At 37.8% G+C, this 15,968-nt stretch carries 15 protein-coding genes; 10 read left to right on the forward strand and 5 right to left on the reverse strand.

The window, feature by feature from the left end; translation table 11 throughout:
* Positions 1-187: 187 nt before the first annotated feature.
* Both DW963_RS05920 and DW963_RS05925 read right to left on the reverse strand, forming a co-directional pair.
* Positions 188-1,054 (reverse strand): SDR family oxidoreductase, encoded by an 867-nt coding sequence (locus DW963_RS05920; protein WP_117914254.1) that lies wholly within the window; start codon positions 1,052-1,054, stop codon positions 188-190.
* A gap of 16 nt (positions 1,055-1,070) precedes the next feature.
* Positions 1,071-1,394, reverse strand: coding sequence for a cupin domain-containing protein (locus DW963_RS05925; RefSeq protein ID WP_012738914.1), 324 nt, complete (start codon positions 1,392-1,394; stop codon positions 1,071-1,073).
* Positions 1,395-1,529: 135 nt separating this feature from the next.
* Here DW963_RS05925 and DW963_RS05930 point away from each other — a divergent pair, with 135 nt between their 5' ends.
* Entirely contained in the window at positions 1,530-2,294 is a 765-nt protein-coding gene (locus tag DW963_RS05930) for a YdcF family protein (RefSeq protein ID WP_117914256.1), read from the forward strand.
* On the opposite strand, the gene DW963_RS05935 is transcribed toward DW963_RS05930, so the two are convergent.
* Positions 2,291-3,139 carry a patatin-like phospholipase family protein gene (locus tag DW963_RS05935; protein ID WP_117914258.1) on the reverse strand — a complete coding sequence of 283 codons (849 nt, stop codon included), beginning with the start codon at positions 3,137-3,139 and terminating at the stop codon, positions 2,291-2,293. The genes DW963_RS05930 and DW963_RS05935 overlap by 4 nt on opposite strands.
* A gap of 233 nt (positions 3,140-3,372) precedes the next feature.
* On the opposite strand from DW963_RS05935, the gene DW963_RS05940 reads away from it, so the two are divergent.
* From DW963_RS05940 to DW963_RS05950, 3 genes are all read left to right on the forward strand, one after another.
* A complete protein-coding gene (locus DW963_RS05940) occupies positions 3,373-4,518 on the forward strand; it encodes a glycoside hydrolase family 88/105 protein (RefSeq protein ID WP_117914260.1) in 1,146 nt (381 codons plus the stop codon).
* An 88-nt stretch (positions 4,519-4,606) separates the two neighbouring features.
* Positions 4,607-4,948 (forward strand): cupin domain-containing protein, encoded by a 342-nt coding sequence (locus tag DW963_RS05945; RefSeq protein ID WP_117914262.1) that lies wholly within the window; start codon positions 4,607-4,609, stop codon positions 4,946-4,948.
* Positions 4,949-5,066: 118 nt separating this feature from the next.
* A complete protein-coding gene (locus DW963_RS05950; protein ID WP_117914264.1) occupies positions 5,067-6,281 on the forward strand; it encodes an LL-diaminopimelate aminotransferase in 1,215 nt (404 codons plus the stop codon).
* Between the two features lie 79 nt (positions 6,282-6,360).
* Here DW963_RS05950 and DW963_RS05955 read toward each other — a convergent pair whose 3' ends face one another.
* Positions 6,361-7,644, reverse strand: a complete 1,284-nt coding sequence (locus tag DW963_RS05955) for an HlyC/CorC family transporter (protein WP_117914266.1) — start codon at positions 7,642-7,644, stop codon at positions 6,361-6,363.
* Positions 7,645-7,796: 152 nt separating this feature from the next.
* On the opposite strand from DW963_RS05955, the gene DW963_RS05960 reads away from it, so the two are divergent.
* From DW963_RS05960 to DW963_RS05985, 6 genes are all read left to right on the forward strand, one after another.
* Complete coding sequence (locus DW963_RS05960; protein ID WP_117914267.1) at positions 7,797-8,153, forward strand: TIGR04086 family membrane protein; 357 nt, start codon at positions 7,797-7,799, stop codon at positions 8,151-8,153.
* Between the two features lie 133 nt (positions 8,154-8,286).
* Positions 8,287-9,294, forward strand: coding sequence for a deoxyguanosinetriphosphate triphosphohydrolase (locus tag DW963_RS05965; protein ID WP_055216664.1), 1,008 nt, complete (start codon positions 8,287-8,289; stop codon positions 9,292-9,294).
* A 4-nt stretch (positions 9,295-9,298) separates the two neighbouring features.
* Positions 9,299-11,062: a DNA primase gene (dnaG, locus tag DW963_RS05970; RefSeq protein ID WP_117914269.1), complete on the forward strand. Its 1,764-nt coding sequence runs from the start codon at positions 9,299-9,301 to the stop codon at positions 11,060-11,062.
* 46 nt (positions 11,063-11,108) lie between these two features.
* Positions 11,109-12,383, forward strand: a complete 1,275-nt coding sequence (gene rpoD, locus DW963_RS05975; protein WP_286169087.1) for an RNA polymerase sigma factor RpoD — start codon at positions 11,109-11,111, stop codon at positions 12,381-12,383.
* 9 nt (positions 12,384-12,392) lie between these two features.
* Complete coding sequence (locus tag DW963_RS05980; protein WP_117914271.1) at positions 12,393-13,100, forward strand: tRNA (adenine(22)-N(1))-methyltransferase; 708 nt, start codon at positions 12,393-12,395, stop codon at positions 13,098-13,100.
* 19 nt (positions 13,101-13,119) lie between these two features.
* Positions 13,120-14,727: a nucleoside kinase gene (locus DW963_RS05985; protein ID WP_117914273.1), complete on the forward strand. Its 1,608-nt coding sequence runs from the start codon at positions 13,120-13,122 to the stop codon at positions 14,725-14,727.
* Positions 14,728-15,080: 353 nt separating this feature from the next.
* Here DW963_RS05985 and DW963_RS05990 read toward each other — a convergent pair whose 3' ends face one another.
* Positions 15,081-15,950, reverse strand: a complete 870-nt coding sequence (locus tag DW963_RS05990; protein WP_117914275.1) for a prephenate dehydrogenase — start codon at positions 15,948-15,950, stop codon at positions 15,081-15,083.
* Positions 15,951-15,968: the final 18 nt, after the last annotated feature.

Below are 15,968 nucleotides of genomic sequence, written 5' to 3' on the forward strand. Positions count from 1 at the left end.
TGTCAGATTGGACGTTGAAGTGGAGAAAGTCACAGAAGAAGTCCAAAAGGAACGAAAAAACGTGTCAGATTGGATGTTGAAGCTCAGACAAACACGCAAAAAGTCCAATGAACAAAAAACGCAACAAAAATGGCGATGTCAAAACTGACATCGCCCTGAATTATATACAGTTTCCAACCAAAGAATCCTACACTCCGCTATAAGCACTATATCCGCCGTCAACAGGTAACACTATACCATTGACAAAGCCGGCTGTTTCATCGCTTGCAAGAAAGAGTGCAGCACCAATAAGCTCTTCAGGATTGCCAAAGCGTCCCATAGGTGTTCCGGTAATAATCTTTCTGGCACGGTCAGTGTATGTGCCATCTGCGTTGAATAAGAGGTCATGATTCTGCTCGGCAGCGTAGAATCCCGGAGCAATTGCATTGCATCGGATGCCACTTTCACCAAAATGTACAGCAAGCCACTGTGTAAGATTAAGAATAGCACTCTTGGCATTGCCATAAGCCATAACCTTAGTAAGAGGAAGAATAGATGTTACAGAAGCAATATTGATAATACTGCCACTTCTCTTTTCAACCATATCCTTAGTAAATACCTGAATAGGAAGAAGAGTTCCCATGTAATTGAGATCCATAACATCGCGTATTCTGTCTTCATCAAGATTCCAGAAAGAATAGTCAGAATCTTCTTTATCTTTCTTTAACATCTCAATAGATGTAATTGCACCAGGCTGGTTACCACCAGCACCATTAATAAGAATATCACAGCTTCCGAGTTCATTCTTAATGGTTTCATAAGCAGCTGTAAGTTCATCTTTATTAATTACATTACAACTGTAGCCTTTAATAGTAACGTCTTTGTTATACTCATCGAGAGCATTTTTAGTAAGTTTCTCAGAAACAGATGCAAGCTTTTCTATGTTCCGTCCAATTATTGCAACCTTAGCACCAGATACGGCAAGTCCGTATGTCATAGCTGAGCATAGAGTTCCGCTACCTCCGGTTACAATAGCAGTTTTACCTGAAAGATTAATATTAAATGGTACTTTCATTGATTATAGCCTCCTTTTATTTAAGGAAATCTTCTCTCATAGGATTGAATACATCACAGAGGATTCCTTCCTCAAGGCATGTAACACCGTGTGTAACTCCAGAAGGCATGTATACACTGTCCCCCTGATTAACGATTTTAGTTTCATCACCAATAGTAAATTCGAAGCTTCCCTTGGCAACATAAGTGATCTGTAAATGCTTGTGGCTGTGGAAATTGCCTTTAGAACCTTTTTCAAAATGGATCTCGCACATCATAAGGTCGTCGGAGTAACATAATATTTTTCTTGTAACACCAGGTTCGCAGTTAGTAGCAGTAACATCTTTGTTAAATGTAAACATATATAATACCTCGTTTCTATATTATTAATTATAGGTCTATATTAAACTTTTATATCAAAAAAAACTAGCATAATTATCGGACTATGTTATATTAATTACAGATAAATTGAGCATAGACAGGAAATTTAACAGATTATGGAGAAGAAAATATTTATGAATGTAATATGGCTTGTACTGGCATTAATCTGCCTTGGATATTATATAATGTGTGCATCATATGCAGGAATCGGTTCATCGTTCATATTCATATGGCTGATGGGTGCGGTCTTTTTTGGATTAGTGTTCACAGTGAGATTATTAGAAATTAAAGGAATAATCTATGTAGCTAAAGCGTTAAAAATATGTTTTATAGCTGTAATGGCACTTGGAGTATCACTTTTTGTATTTGTTGAGGCAATAGTAATAAAAGGCATGATGACAAAGCCGCAGGATAACTGTGATTACATAATTGTGCTTGGTTGTCAGATAAGAGGTGACCATATTACAAGGTCACTTAAGAACAGACTGAATGTTGCAGTTGATTATGCCACTGACAATCCTGATACAACAATAATAGTATCAGGTGGCAAAGGAAAAGGAGAGAATACAACAGAAGCATATGCAATGTATAACTATCTTGTGTCAAAAGGAATAGATAGTTCGCGTATAATACAGGAAGATAAGTCAACAGATACATCAGAGAACATGAAGTATTCAGTGAAATATATGGACAATAAGGATGCACTGGCCGGCATAGTAACCAACAACTTTCATGTAGCAAGAAGCCGCCTTCTAGCCAGACATGCAGGATTAAATAATACCTGTGGAATACCGGCAGAAAGCGACCATGTACTCTTCATAAACTATATGGTAAGAGAAGCAATCGGAATAGTAAAAGACTTTGTGTTCGGAAACTTTTAATGGTAAAACCTCTGTATTTCATTGATTAACGAATAAGTCTGGTTGTATCCATCATTGTACATAGAAAGAATCTTGTTGAAATCTTTCTCGACCTTTCCAAATCCTTTGCTCTTAGTCGGGCGGATTACAAGGCAGCGACCTTCTTTTTCGTAGCGTTCAAGGCGCTTTAAGCAGCGGTTGTAACGTTCAGCACGAAGAAGAAGGTCACGCTGTATCTCAGGATATTTAAGAAATGCCCTTGCGAGAGTTCTTACAGAACTTGTTGTCTCTTTATGATATCCGGCCTCACGTGTAAGAACTACAACGACTCGGTCACATCCATCTTCAAATGCTTTTTCGAAAGGAATAGAGTCACTCAAGCCTCCGTCGAGGTAAGGAGTTCCATCAAGATATATAAGCGGAAAAGCAAGAGGAAGAGCACATGTCGCACGAAGAAGCTGGTTAGTGCGGTCATCTCCGGTGAATGTCTTGTACTCTGGCTTTCCAGTGAGTACATTGGTTACAACACATTTGAAAGTACCCTTATATCTGTGGAAAGCGTCATAATCATAAGGCACGAGTTCGTTAGGGATTGTATCAAATGTAAAATTAAGCCCGTAAAGTGAACGGTTATCCCTGTGAACCATATTGCTGAGCCCGACATAACGCTTGTCATTCCTGTAATTAATAAGAATCTTCAAGTTTCTTCCAATCTGTCCTGATGCCATGGAAACTCCATATGCAGCACCGGCAGATACGCCAATCATGTAATCTGGCATAATCTTGTTCTCTAACAGGGCATCCATGACACCACAAGAAAATATAGTTCTGAATGCGCCACCTTCAAATACAATTCCAGTTTTCATATTTTAACCTCGCTGATTGAATGTAAAATGCATGCAAAAGAAATTCTTTTGAACTGATAGTTATATTTTCTTATTAAAAATGCACTTAGTCAATATAAATCTGTAATATAAGGGCAGATTTATTAAAAATAAGTTGCTTAAATGTACTTTTTAGTGTACAATTTCTATAAAATTATCAGTAAAACTGGTAAAGTATATTTCCCATGATGGGATAGGTTAAGGAGACAGAAATAATGGATGCTGTAGTAAAATATATTGACGGACTTCTGGAAAAGAGTACACCGGATGCTCCTGTATGGAATATCGAGAAAATTAAGCAGGGACTAAAGTCAAAGTGGAATTACATTGATGGATGTATGATTAAGGCTGTTCTTCAGATGTATGATTTAACTAAAAATGAGAAGTATCTTAAGTTTGCTGATGACTTTATTGATTACAGAGTATTTGAAGACGGTACAATAGATGGTTACAGCATCGGTGAGAAGAATATTGATAATGTTAATGCTGGTAAGACTCTGTTTGAATTATATGATCTTACAGGCAAAGAAAAGTACAAGAAAGCAGCAGATCTTGTATATTCACAGATAGAGATTATGCCTAGATGTAAGAATGAAGCCAGAAGCTTCTGGCATAAGGATATATATCCTAATCAGGTATGGCTTGATGGTCTATACATGGGACTTCCTTTCTATCTTGAATATGAGACAAGATACAATGACAGAAAGAATTATCCGGATATATTTGGACAGTTCAAGTTCGTTATTGAGAACATGAAAAATCCTCTTAATGGACTTTACTTCCATGCAATTGATACAAGCAAGGAAGCATTCTGGTGCGATAAAGTTACAGGATTATCACAGCACAGCTGGTTAAGAGCTATTGGCTGGTACACAATGGCTCTTCTTGATTCACTTGATCAGGTTGATAACAGCGATCATAAGTATGATGCAGAATGTAAGATGCTTGAGGATGCATTCAGGGAACTTATAGATGCAATGCTTAAGTATCAGGACGAAAGTGGCATGTGGTATCAGATAGTTAATTATGGCGGAATGGATAAGAATTATCTTGAGACAAGCGGAAGCTCAATTATGGCTTATGGTATTCTTAAGGGTATCCGTCTTGGATTCCTTTCAGATGATTATGCACAGTATGCTAAGAAGGCTATTGATGGAATCTGTGAAAGATACTTAAAGACTAATGAAGATGGTTCATTATCACTTGGCGGTATCTGTCTCGTTGCGGGACTTGGTGGTAATGGAAGAAGACCTGGTACATATGATTATTACATGTCAGAGCCTGTAGTAGAAGATGATGCAAAGGGTGTTGGACCATTTCTTCTTGCATATACAGAACTTTTAAGATACGAAAGTAAATAAAACATAATAATCTGGGGGCTTACGCAATGCATAAGCCTCCGTTTTATATGTAATGGGTTTATAGAAGAGACTAATAAGGAGACAGAATATGAATAACAAACCATACATAACACTTGAAGAGGCACTTGCAGCAAGACAGGAAGGAAAGAGAGGCGTAAAGTTTCTTACAGAGGCGAATGGCTGCCTTAGTGGCTGCTGTTCAGGAGTTACCATATACTCAGAGAAAGAGTTTAATCCGGCTCCGGGGTATCATGATGATCAGGAAGGTTTTTTTGTTCTTGAAGGAGAAGGATATGCAAAGCTTGGAGATTGTGAGTTTCCTATAAAGCCAGGTGATTCATTTATTGCATTGCCAAAGGTCAGACACACAATAAGAACTAACGATGAAAGCAGACCTGTCAAGGTTTTCTGGTTCCACAGTGCGGTGTAATATACAATATTAAGAAATATATCGATATTTTATCAACATTTTAACTTGGAACACGATGAAAAATGATGTATAATAAGCGTTAGTTTTGTAAAACAAGGCAGAAAATAAGGAGGAATATATGTTTAAGATTAACGATAATTATTTAAAGCTTCCAGGAAGCTATTTATTTTCAACAATCGGTAAGAAAGTAGCAGCTTATCAGCAGGCTAATCCAGATAAGGAAATCATCAGACTTGGTATTGGAGATGTTACACAGCCATTAGCACCAGCAGTAATTGATGCATTACATAAGTCAGTTGATGAGATGGGACATGCCGAGACTTTCCACGGATATGCACCAGATCTTGGATATGAATTCTTAAGAAGTGTAATTGCAGACCATGATTACAAGAAGCGTGGATGTGATATATCAGCAGATGAGATATTCGTATCAGATGGAGCAAAGTCTGATTCAGGTAATATAGGAGATATCTTCTCAGTAGATAATAAGATTGCGGTATGTGACCCTGTATATCCTGTATATGTTGATACTAATGCAATGGCAGGAAGAACAGGAGATTATATTCCAGAGAAGCAGGCATGGAGCAATGTTGTTTATATGCCTTGTACAGCAGAGACTAACTTTGCACCAGAACTTCCAAAAGAAACACCGGATATCATATATCTCTGTTTCCCTAACAATCCAACAGGTTCAACAATCACTAAGGATGAACTTCAGAAGTGGGTTGATTACGCTAATAAGGTTGGCGCTGTTATTATCTATGATGCAGCATATGAAGCATACATTTCAGAACCAGATGTTCCTCATACAATATATGAGTGTGAAGGTGCAAGAACATGTGCAATCGAACTCAGGTCATTCTCTAAGAATGCAGGATTTACAGGTGTAAGACTTGGTTTCACAGTTATTCCTAAGGATCTTAAGTGTGGAGATGTAACACTTCACAGTCTCTGGGCAAGAAGACATGGAACTAAGTTTAACGGAGCTCCTTACATTGTACAGAGAGCAGGTGAGGCAGTATATTCAGAAGCTGGACAGAAGCAGACAGGAGAGCAGATTGCTTACTACATGAACAATGCAAAGACAATCCTTGAAGGACTTAAGTCAGCAGGATACACAGTATCAGGTGGTGTTAATGCACCATATATCTGGTTAAAGACTCCTGATAAGATGACAAGCTGGGAATTCTTCGATTACCTTCTTGAGAAGGCTAATGTTGTTGGTACACCAGGCTCAGGATTCGGACCAAGTGGTGAAGGATACTTCAGACTGACAGCATTCGGTTCATATGAGAATACAGTGAAGGCACTTGAGAGAATCAAGGCACTTTAATCAGTAAATATAATCAGATTAATAATAAAAATGCTGTGCGTTAACAAGATGATGTTAATGCACAGCATTTTTATTATAATTAATTAGTCTTTTTAGTTTCGTCTTTCTTTTCTGGTATAATTTTTACAATAACAGATTCAGCTCTGTTAGAAGCAACCTTTTCGACAAACATCCAGACATTACCAATAGTGATTTTATCACCGGCTTTAGGAAGTCTGTCAAGTCTTTCAACGATAAGTCCACCAACTGAATCATTATCTTCCGATTCAAGCTTAGTACCAAGCTCATCGTTTAAATCGTCGAGCTTAAATGAACCATCAACTCTGTATGTACTATCATTAATCTTAGATAAAGCTTCCTTTTCGTCAGTATCATATTCATCACGAATTTCACCAACGATTTCTTCAAGCAGGTCTTCTGTAGTAATCATTCCTGATGTTGTTCCATATTCACTAAGGACAATGGCAATGCTTGTTGAACTTAACTGCATTTCCTTAAACAGGTCAGAAGTATTCTTCTGTTCAAATGTAAAGAATGGCTTTCTGATAATGTTTCTTATGTTAAATGTATCGTTATCAGAAGGGTTGACAATTAAATCCTTAATATTAAGAATGCCGATAACGTTATCAGGTGTATTCTCATAAATTGGAATACGTGTATACATTGTCTGTCTGAACAGAGAAATTATATCATCATACGATGAGTTGACATCAGCAAGAGTCATATCAATTCTTGGAATCATAACATCCTTAGCTGTTGAATCACCAAAATCAAATAGGTTATTAATGATTTTCTTTTCGTTAGATTCAATTACACCTTCCTGCTGGCTTACATTAACAATGGTTCGTATCTCATCTTCAGTAAATATATCTTTCTTCTTGTTATTGTCAATTCTTAATAACCATAAGAAGAAGCCTGCAAGGTGGTCTACTATGAATATAACAGGTGTAAGAACAATCATAAGCACCCATATTATAGGAGCATAAGCCATTGCCATATTAGTGGCATACATGTTGGCTGTATTCTTAGGTGTAATTTCACCAAATATAAGAACAAGAAGCGTAAGAACACCGGTAACAATACCTGTTGCCTTATTCCCCCATACACTGATTGTAAATGATGTAGCTAATGCAGAACAGCTGATATTGACTATATTATTGCCAATAAGAACAGCAGAGAGCATCTTTGCCGGCTGGTCAATAATCTTAATTACAAGAGCAGCCCTCTTATTACCCTCTTCAACTAAAGACAGCACTTTGATTCTGTTCACAGTGATAAATGAAGTCTCTGCAGATGAGAAAAATGCTGATAAAATCAATAAAATAACAATTGCAATAAGTTGGATGATACTATCCGTATCCAAGAAAAATCCCTCCAGTCATAAAATTAAAATATTTCTTCTCATTTTACAGTACGTGCATTGTGCCGTCAAGTGCTATTAAAGAAAACAAGAGATAATCATAAGATAACATTTTTGAACATACAATTAATAAAAAGAGGACAAAAAGGAAACCAATGGATTATATAAGGAAAATGGTAAAATCTCTTATTGCAGGATATGTAATAACTCTGCTTTTGCTCGGACTTCTTACATATATTATGAGAAAATTAATACTTGATGAGAAAGCAGTTGATAATATTATATTTGGAATATATATGGCAGGAAGCTTTACAGGTGCAATGCTTAGTGCATGGATGATAAAAAAGAGGAGAGTGGTTACAGGAATTATATATGGAGCAGTGTATATTACAGTGTTATTGCTAATAGCTGCAATAATGAAGAAACAGGCACCAGACAGCAGTGATAATATCGCTATGTCAGTAGCTGCATGTGTGGCTGCAGGAGCATTTGGTGGATTTTTCAGTCCATAATGTGGGAAATGATAATAACAAATAATTATTTTGAGAAAAATTTTAAAAAATAAAAAAGGAAAAATACATGTTTTGTTGAATAATTAAATTGTGAGCTTTAAAATTAGTGTTTCAGTGCGGGAGGCACATACAGATGAACATTAGAGAGGAACAGGAAAAGAGGGAACATCTGATATTCAGCCCATATGCAAGCTTTTCTGATGAGTCAAGAGGACGCGACAGAGATGAAGAACCATGCCCTATGAGAACTATATATCAGAGAGACAGAGACAGAATTATTCATTGTAAGACATTCAGGCGTTTAAAGCATAAGACGCAGGTATTTCTTGCACCAGAGGGGGACCATTACAGAACAAGACTGACTCATACCTTAGAGGTTGCCCAGATTGCAAGAAGTATAGCAAGGGCACTTAATCTTAATGAAGATCTGACAGAAGCTATTGCATTGGGGCATGACCTTGGACATACACCATTTGGACATGCAGGTGAGAGAACACTTAATTCTTTATGTCCTATGGGATTTGCTCATTACAAACAGAGTATAAGAGTTGTTGAATTTCTTGAAAAGGATGGTCAGGGACTTAACCTTACATGGGAAGTGCGTGATGGAATATTGAACCATAGAACATCAGGCAATCCATCAACTCTTGAAGGAAAAGCAGTTAGACTTTCCGATAAGATAGCGTATATTAATCATGATATAGATGATGGAATAAGAGCAGGGATATTGAAGGAAAGTGACATTCCTTCAGAATATACAGATGTTCTTGGTAATTCAACCAAGGAAAGACTTAATACCATGATTAGCGATATTATAATGAACAGCATAGGAAAGAATGATCTTGTAATGTCAGAGCCTGTACGTAAAGCAATGACAGAATTAAGAAAATTCATGTTTGAAAGTCTGTATCTTAATCCGACAGCCAAAAGTGAGGAAGCGAAAGCAGATAAGCTGATAACAGAATTGTACAGATACTATGTTGCGAACACAGATAAACTGCCGGATACATATAAGAGATTTATAACAGAATTTGATGAAAGACCGGAGCAGGTTGTGTGTGATTATATAGCTGGCATGAGTGATCAGTATTCAATAAGCAAGTTTCAGGAAATCTTTGTACCAAAGGCCTGGAAGGGATGAAGTAATGTATTCAAGAGAAGTAATAGATGAAGTAATATCCCGGAATGATATAGTTGATGTTATATCCGGGTATGTCAAATTGAAGAAGAATGGAAGTTCATATACAGGATTGTGTCCGTTTCATAATGAGAAATCACCATCATTTTCGGTTTCAGGACAGCGGCAGTTATATCATTGTTTTGGATGCGGAGCTGGGGGTAATGTCATAACATTTGTTATGGAATATGAGAATATGACATTCTTAGAGGCAGTTAAGATGCTAGGCGAAAGAGCCGGAGTTGCACTGCCGCAGACGTCTATGTCAGAAGAAGACCGCAAAGAAAGAGGGATAAGAGACAGGCTTTTAGAGATTAATAAGATTGCTGCCACATATTATTACAGGCAGCTTAGAAGTGAGAATGGGAAAGCCGGACTTGATTATCTTAAGAAGCGTGAATTGTCTGACAGCACGATTAACAGCTTTGGACTGGGGTATGCAACACAGTCAACAGGTAATCTGTACAAGCTGTTGAAGGACAAAGGTTATGATGATGATATTCTGAAAGAATCCGGACTTTTTACTTATGAGAGAGGTATTCATGAAAAGTTCTGGAACAGAGTTATTTTTCCAATAATGGATATTAATAATAAGGTTATTGGATTTGGTGGACGAGTTATGGGTGATGCCAAGCCAAAGTATCTTAATTCACCGGAGACAAGATTGTTTGACAAGAGCCGCAATCTGTATGGACTTAATATAGCAAGAATGTCAAGAAAGCCTAACATGATAATATGTGAAGGCTATATGGATGTTATATCAATGCATCAGGCGGGCTTTAACCAGGCGGTTGCATCACTTGGAACGGCATTGACACCGGGGCATGCAAGGCTGTTAAAGAGATATACAGATAATGTGCTTATAACCTATGACAGCGATGAGGCAGGAGTTAAGGCGGCACTTCGCGCGATACCTCTTCTGAAAGAAGCAGGATTATCAACGAAGGTAATTAATATGCGGCCATATAAGGATCCTGATGAGTTTATTAAGGCTATGGGTGCAGAGGCATTTCAGGAAAGAATTGATAATGCTGAGAACAGCTTTATGTATGAGATAGGAACCATGTTAAGAAATTACGACAGAGGTGATCCCGAAAGCGAGACTGCATTTGAGAGAGCAGTTGCAACAAAGCTTGTTACATTTAAAGAAAAGCTGGAACGTGATAATTACCTGAAAGCAGTGTGCAGACAGTTTATGATACCGGAGGACGGAATGCGGCAGATGGTATCAAGACTTGGAAACCGCGAGGGGATTATTGCAAGAGACAGCAATACCGCCGGTTCGCAGCCTGCTGCTGAACATAACCCGAGGAAGAAGCGCGAAGATGGTTTAAGACAGGCAGAGAAAATGCTTCTTACATGGATTATCAGCGACAGGGATATCTTTGATAAAGTTGCACAGTATATAAAACCAGCAGATTTTATTGACCCACTGTTTTCTGGTGTGGCAGAAAAGATATATGAGCAGTATCAGACTGGAAGTATAAGTCCGGCTGTTATTATAGCTGATTATGCAGAATCAGATGAGCATACTGAAGTAGCAGCTATGTTTTCAGCAGATCTTGATGATAGTCTTAATAATCTTGAAAGAGAGAAGACATTGAATGATATAGTTATAAGAATCAAAGGAAACAGTCTTAATGATGAACTTAATAAGACGGTTGATCCTCGGCGGATGCAGGAGATAATTCTTGAACAGCAGAAGCTGAACCAGATTCATATCAGTTTATAGATTTATTATATAGAGCGTGTTACGCGAAGAAGAATGGAGAAGAGAAATGGCTAAGAAAATGGTAGAAACATTAGAAGAGAATGTTAAGGAGACTAAGGAGGAAAAGACAACAGAAAAGAAGACTCCTGCAAAAAAAGCAGCAGCAAAGAAGACAACTAAGAAAGATGAGATTAAAGAAGAAGTAAAAGAAGAGACAGAAAACAGTGACGCAGATGATGCAGAAGCACAGGAAGCTAAATTCTGGGAAAAGATTGAAGGTATTCTTGCAATTGCCAAGAAGAAAAAGAATGTACTTGATTATCAGGAAATCATGACATTTTTTCAGGATACTGATTTCGAAGCTGATAAGATGGAGAAAGTATTTGAAATTCTTGAGCTTAAGAAAGTTGATGTAAGAATGAATGATGTACCTGATGAAGATGAGGATATTATTCTTGATGATGAAGATGAGATTGATATTGAGAAGATAGATCTTTCTGTTCCTGATGGAATCGGTCTTGATGATCCGGTAAGAATGTATCTGAAGGAGATAGGTAAAGTACCTCTTCTTAGTGCTGATGAAGAGATTGAGTATGCCAAGAGAATGGAAGAAGGAGATGAGGAAGCCAAGAAAAGACTTGCAGAAGCTAACTTAAGACTTGTTGTAAGTATTGCAAAACGTTATGTTGGACGTGGTATGCAGTTTCTTGATCTTATTCAGGAAGGTAACTTAGGTCTTATAAAGGCTGTTGAGAAATACGATTACAGAAAAGGATTCAAGTTCAGTACATACGCTACATGGTGGATCAGACAGGCTATTACAAGAGCTATAGCTGACCAGGCCCGTACTATAAGAATTCCTGTTCATATGGTAGAGACAATTAACAAGCTTGTAAGAGTACAGAGACAGCTGCTTCAGGAACTTGGAAGAGAACCATCACCAGAGGAGATTGCAGAGAATATGGATATTCCTGTAGAGAGAGTAAGAGAGATTCAGAAGATTTCGCAGGAACCGGTATCTCTTGAGACACCTATTGGTGAAGAGGAAGACAGCCATCTTGGAGATTTCATTCAGGATGATAATGTTCCTGTTCCGGCAGAGGCAGCAGCTTCTACACTTCTTAAGGAACAGCTTGTTGAAGTACTTGGAACTCTTACAGAAAGAGAGCAGAAGGTATTAAGATTAAGATTTGGTATGGATGATGGAAGAGCAAGAACTCTTGAGGAAGTTGGTAAAGAATTCAATGTAACAAGAGAACGTATTAGACAGATTGAAGCTAAGGCTTTAAGAAAGTTAAGACACCCAAGCCGCAGCCGTAAGTTAAGAGATTATCTTGATTAGGATTAAGCTATGGTAAGAATATCTGACAGATTAAGAACAGTTGCACATATGTGTGAAAAGGGAGCAGTCGTGGCTGACATAGGGACAGACCACGGCTATCTTCCTATATATCTTGTGCAGGAGGGAATAGCTCCGTCTGCTATTGCGATGGATTTAAGAAAAGGTCCACTCGATAAGGCAAAGAAGCATATATGTGATAATTGTTTAGAGGACAGAATACAGACAAGACTTTCAGACGGATTGGAAAAGCTTTCAGAGAATGAAGCTGATATTATAACCATATGTGGTATGGGTGGCAGGCTTATAGCTGACATTGTAACTAAGGGAATGAATGTTATTACCCGGAATACAACACTTATAGTATCACCGCAGTCAGAAGTAGGAGATTTCAGACATTTTCTTGTTTCACAGAGATTGGTTGTTGATGATGAGAAGATGCTTAAGGAAGACGGTAAGTATTATTTTATTATCAAATGCAGAAAGTCAGACGAAAATGTTTATTCTGAATACAGTGAGACGCAATATCAGTACGGATGGAAGCTTTTAGAGAGCAAAGATAAGACTCTTTATGAATATCTTATAAAAGAGAAAGAGACTAATGAGGGGATAAGTAACAGCCTTAAGAAAGATGAAAGTAATCCTACGGTTAAGTTAAGATTACAGCAGCTTTCGCAGAAGAATAATATAATTATGGATGCATTGTCATATTTTGACTGATGCGTAAGAGGAGGATGCTATGGGAATGACACTGGCACAGCTTGCAGCAGAGAAGCAGAACGAATATAAGGATAAGATTATACTCGCTAATGTTAATGGTAAGCTTAAAGAACTTGGAGAAGAATATATCCCTGACAGTGATGTTACATTTGTTACAACTTCGACATCAATAGGTAATGAGACATATAGAAGAAGCGTGGTTCTTCTTATGCTTGCAGCCATAGATAAGATAGACAGGAATATTGACAGAGTTGTTGTTGAATATTCTTTAAGTAAGGGACTGTACTGCACATTTGATGGAGACTTCAGACCTGACAAAGAGTTTATAGATGAAGTTAAGTCAGTTATGCACAGTATGGTTGAGAAAGATCTTCCAATCAAGAAAGAGCTGATGAAGATATCTGATGCTATGAATCTTTTTAAAGAAAAAGGAATGACAGATAAGACATCACTATTCAAGTACAGAAGAAGTTCATTTGTTAATGTGTATGACCTGAATGGCTACAAAGATTATTTCTATGGATATATGGCATCTTCTACAGGTATGCTTGGGGTATTTGACATATTTCTGTATGACGAGGGAATAGTGTTACAGCTTCCGGTTAAGAATGCACCACTTGAAGTTCCTGAATTTAATCCACAGACAAAGCTGTTTAATGTGTTAAAGGAAAGCACAAGCTGGGCAAAGATGCTTGGCATGTCTACGATTGGAGAACTTAATGACCATATAACTAATGGGGATATGACTTCTTTTATGCTTACACAGGAGGCACTTCAGGAGCAGAAAATTGTTGAGATAGTTGGTGAGATAAAGAAAAGACCTCATACTAAATTCATAATGATAGCCGGACCATCTTCTTCAGGAAAGACAACATTTTCACACAGATTATCAATTCAGCTTATGGCTAATGGATATAAGCCACACCCAATTGCTGTCGATAATTACTTTGTTGAAAGAGAGCAGACACCTGTTGATGAGAATGGTGATTACAATTATGAAGACCTTCATGCAGTAGACATTGAACTTTTCAATAAGCATATGACCCAGCTTCTTAACGGAGAAAAAGTGGAACTGCCGGAATTTAACTTCAAGTTCGGAAGAAAGGAATATAACGGCAATTTCTTACAGTTAGGTGAAGAGGATGTTCTTGTAATAGAAGGCATTCATTGCCTTAATGATGAATTATCATATTCACTTCCAATAGACAGTAAGTTTAAGATATATATCAGTGCTCTTACACAGCTTAATGTTGACGAACATAACAGGGTATCGACTACAGATGGAAGACTTTTGAGAAGGCTAGTAAGAGATTACAGGACAAGAGGAGCATCTGCAAAGATGACTCTTTCAATGTGGGAATCTGTAAGAAGAGGTGAAGAAAAAAATATCTTCCCATTTCAGGAGCAGGCGGATGTTATGTTTAACTCAGCAATGCCATATGAACCATGCGTATTAAAGCCATTTGTTGAGCCCATACTTTTCCAGGTAACAGAAGCTGACCCTGGATATCAGGAAGCTAACAGGCTGCTTAAGTTCATGAACTATTTTCTTCCATGTGGCTACGAGAATGTACCAATCGATTCTATTTTAAGAGAATTCGTAGGCGGAGGATGTTTTAAGGTGTGATGAGGACAGTTATTATATGAAATACACCATTGGAGCTGCCTGTATGTGGCACAAAATTTCAGTATGACTGCGCTTAGCAGGAGTAAATGTCGCTATCTACAAAGTCTTTTACAGTGCCCAAAAGCAAACGCACTATGTTTGAACGAGCTTTTGGGCACTGAACTTATGTATATAGCGACATTAACTCCTGCACAGCTCGCCATAATTCAATTTTGCACCACAGACGGGCAGCTCCAATGGTGTATATGATATATTTTAGCCTGGTATAAATTGGACTTTAAAGTAGTGATAGGCACAGAGGAAGTCCAAAAGAGATGCAATTTAATACTGGATAAACACAAACACCCAGGGCATCAATGCTCTGGGTGCTTGCTTTCTAAGGAGTTTCTATATTCTCTTGACATCTCAAAAAGACTTGCGACATAGCCTGGGGTCTTTTTATCGATGTTATCTTTAATTGTTTCAAGCATTTCAATATACTGTTCAAGAATGTTGCTGATTGCAGAACTGTTAGTTAAACATATCTGTTCCCACATTTCAGGAGAAGAAGCTGCAACTCTTGACATGTCACGAAAGCAGCCTGCGGCAAGTAACTGCATGTGCTTTTCTTCGTCATCATTGTCAGATACAACATGAACTAGTGCAGTTGATAAAAGATGTGGAACATGGCTTATGGCGGCAACAGATTTGTCGTGAACATGATAATCCATGACGATAGGACGCATGCCAACATCTGATGCAAACTGTTTCATGAATTCGATTTTTTCAGGTTTGGTTTCTTTGGTTGGTGTGATTATGTACCTTGCACCTTTTATAATTGATGAACTTGAATTCTCATAACCTGTTTTTTCAGAGCCAGCCATAGGATGTCCACCAATAAAGCGGTCATTAAGTCCTAATGAATCTGCTGCTTCATGTATGATAGTCTTGACACTTCCAACGTCGGTAATTATGCAGTCCGGACTGGCAATGGCTTTTAATTTTGTAAGATATTCTGTGATAGTAATTACAGGTGTGCATAACAGGATTATGTCACATTGTGCAAATGTTTCGTCTACCGCAGGAGCAGCGACATCAACAATACCATCAGCAACCGCAGCGATTACTGGTTCTAAATGTCTGCTTGTGGCAGTTATATGATAATCCCTGCCACTTTCTTTAAGGGCATGGGCTAAGGATCCTGCAATGAGTCCGAAACCTATGAATCCAACATTTGTCTTCATATGTTATAACCTCCATGT

This window comes from Eubacterium sp. AM46-8 (assembly GCF_003466705.1).
Taxonomy (GTDB): Bacteria; Bacillota; Clostridia; order Lachnospirales; family Lachnospiraceae; genus Lachnospira.

Bases quoted from the DNA above. Each gene is read 5' to 3' on its own strand.
- DW963_RS05935 (WP_117914258.1), bottom strand. From the start codon at position 3,139: ATGAAAACTGGAATTGTATTTGAAGGTGGCGCATTCAGAACTATATTT.
- dnaG (WP_117914269.1), top strand. From the start codon at position 9,299: ATGTATTCAAGAGAAGTAATAGATGAAGTAATATCCCGGAATGATATA.
- DW963_RS05990 (WP_117914275.1), bottom strand. From the start codon at position 15,950: ATGAAGACAAATGTTGGATTCATAGGTTTCGGACTCATTGCAGGATCC.
- DW963_RS05985 (WP_117914273.1), top strand. From the start codon at position 13,120: ATGGGAATGACACTGGCACAGCTTGCAGCAGAGAAGCAGAACGAATAT.
- DW963_RS05960 (WP_117914267.1), top strand. From the start codon at position 7,797: ATGGATTATATAAGGAAAATGGTAAAATCTCTTATTGCAGGATATGTA.
- DW963_RS05940 (WP_117914260.1), top strand. From the start codon at position 3,373: ATGGATGCTGTAGTAAAATATATTGACGGACTTCTGGAAAAGAGTACA.
- DW963_RS05925 (WP_012738914.1), bottom strand. From the start codon at position 1,394: ATGTTTACATTTAACAAAGATGTTACTGCTACTAACTGCGAACCTGGT.
- DW963_RS05965 (WP_055216664.1), top strand. From the start codon at position 8,287: ATGAACATTAGAGAGGAACAGGAAAAGAGGGAACATCTGATATTCAGC.
- DW963_RS05920 (WP_117914254.1), bottom strand. From the start codon at position 1,054: ATGAAAGTACCATTTAATATTAATCTTTCAGGTAAAACTGCTATTGTA.
- rpoD (WP_286169087.1), top strand. From the start codon at position 11,109: ATGGCTAAGAAAATGGTAGAAACATTAGAAGAGAATGTTAAGGAGACT.
- DW963_RS05945 (WP_117914262.1), top strand. From the start codon at position 4,607: ATGAATAACAAACCATACATAACACTTGAAGAGGCACTTGCAGCAAGA.
- DW963_RS05950 (WP_117914264.1), top strand. From the start codon at position 5,067: ATGTTTAAGATTAACGATAATTATTTAAAGCTTCCAGGAAGCTATTTA.
- DW963_RS05980 (WP_117914271.1), top strand. From the start codon at position 12,393: ATGGTAAGAATATCTGACAGATTAAGAACAGTTGCACATATGTGTGAA.
- DW963_RS05930 (WP_117914256.1), top strand. From the start codon at position 1,530: ATGGAGAAGAAAATATTTATGAATGTAATATGGCTTGTACTGGCATTA.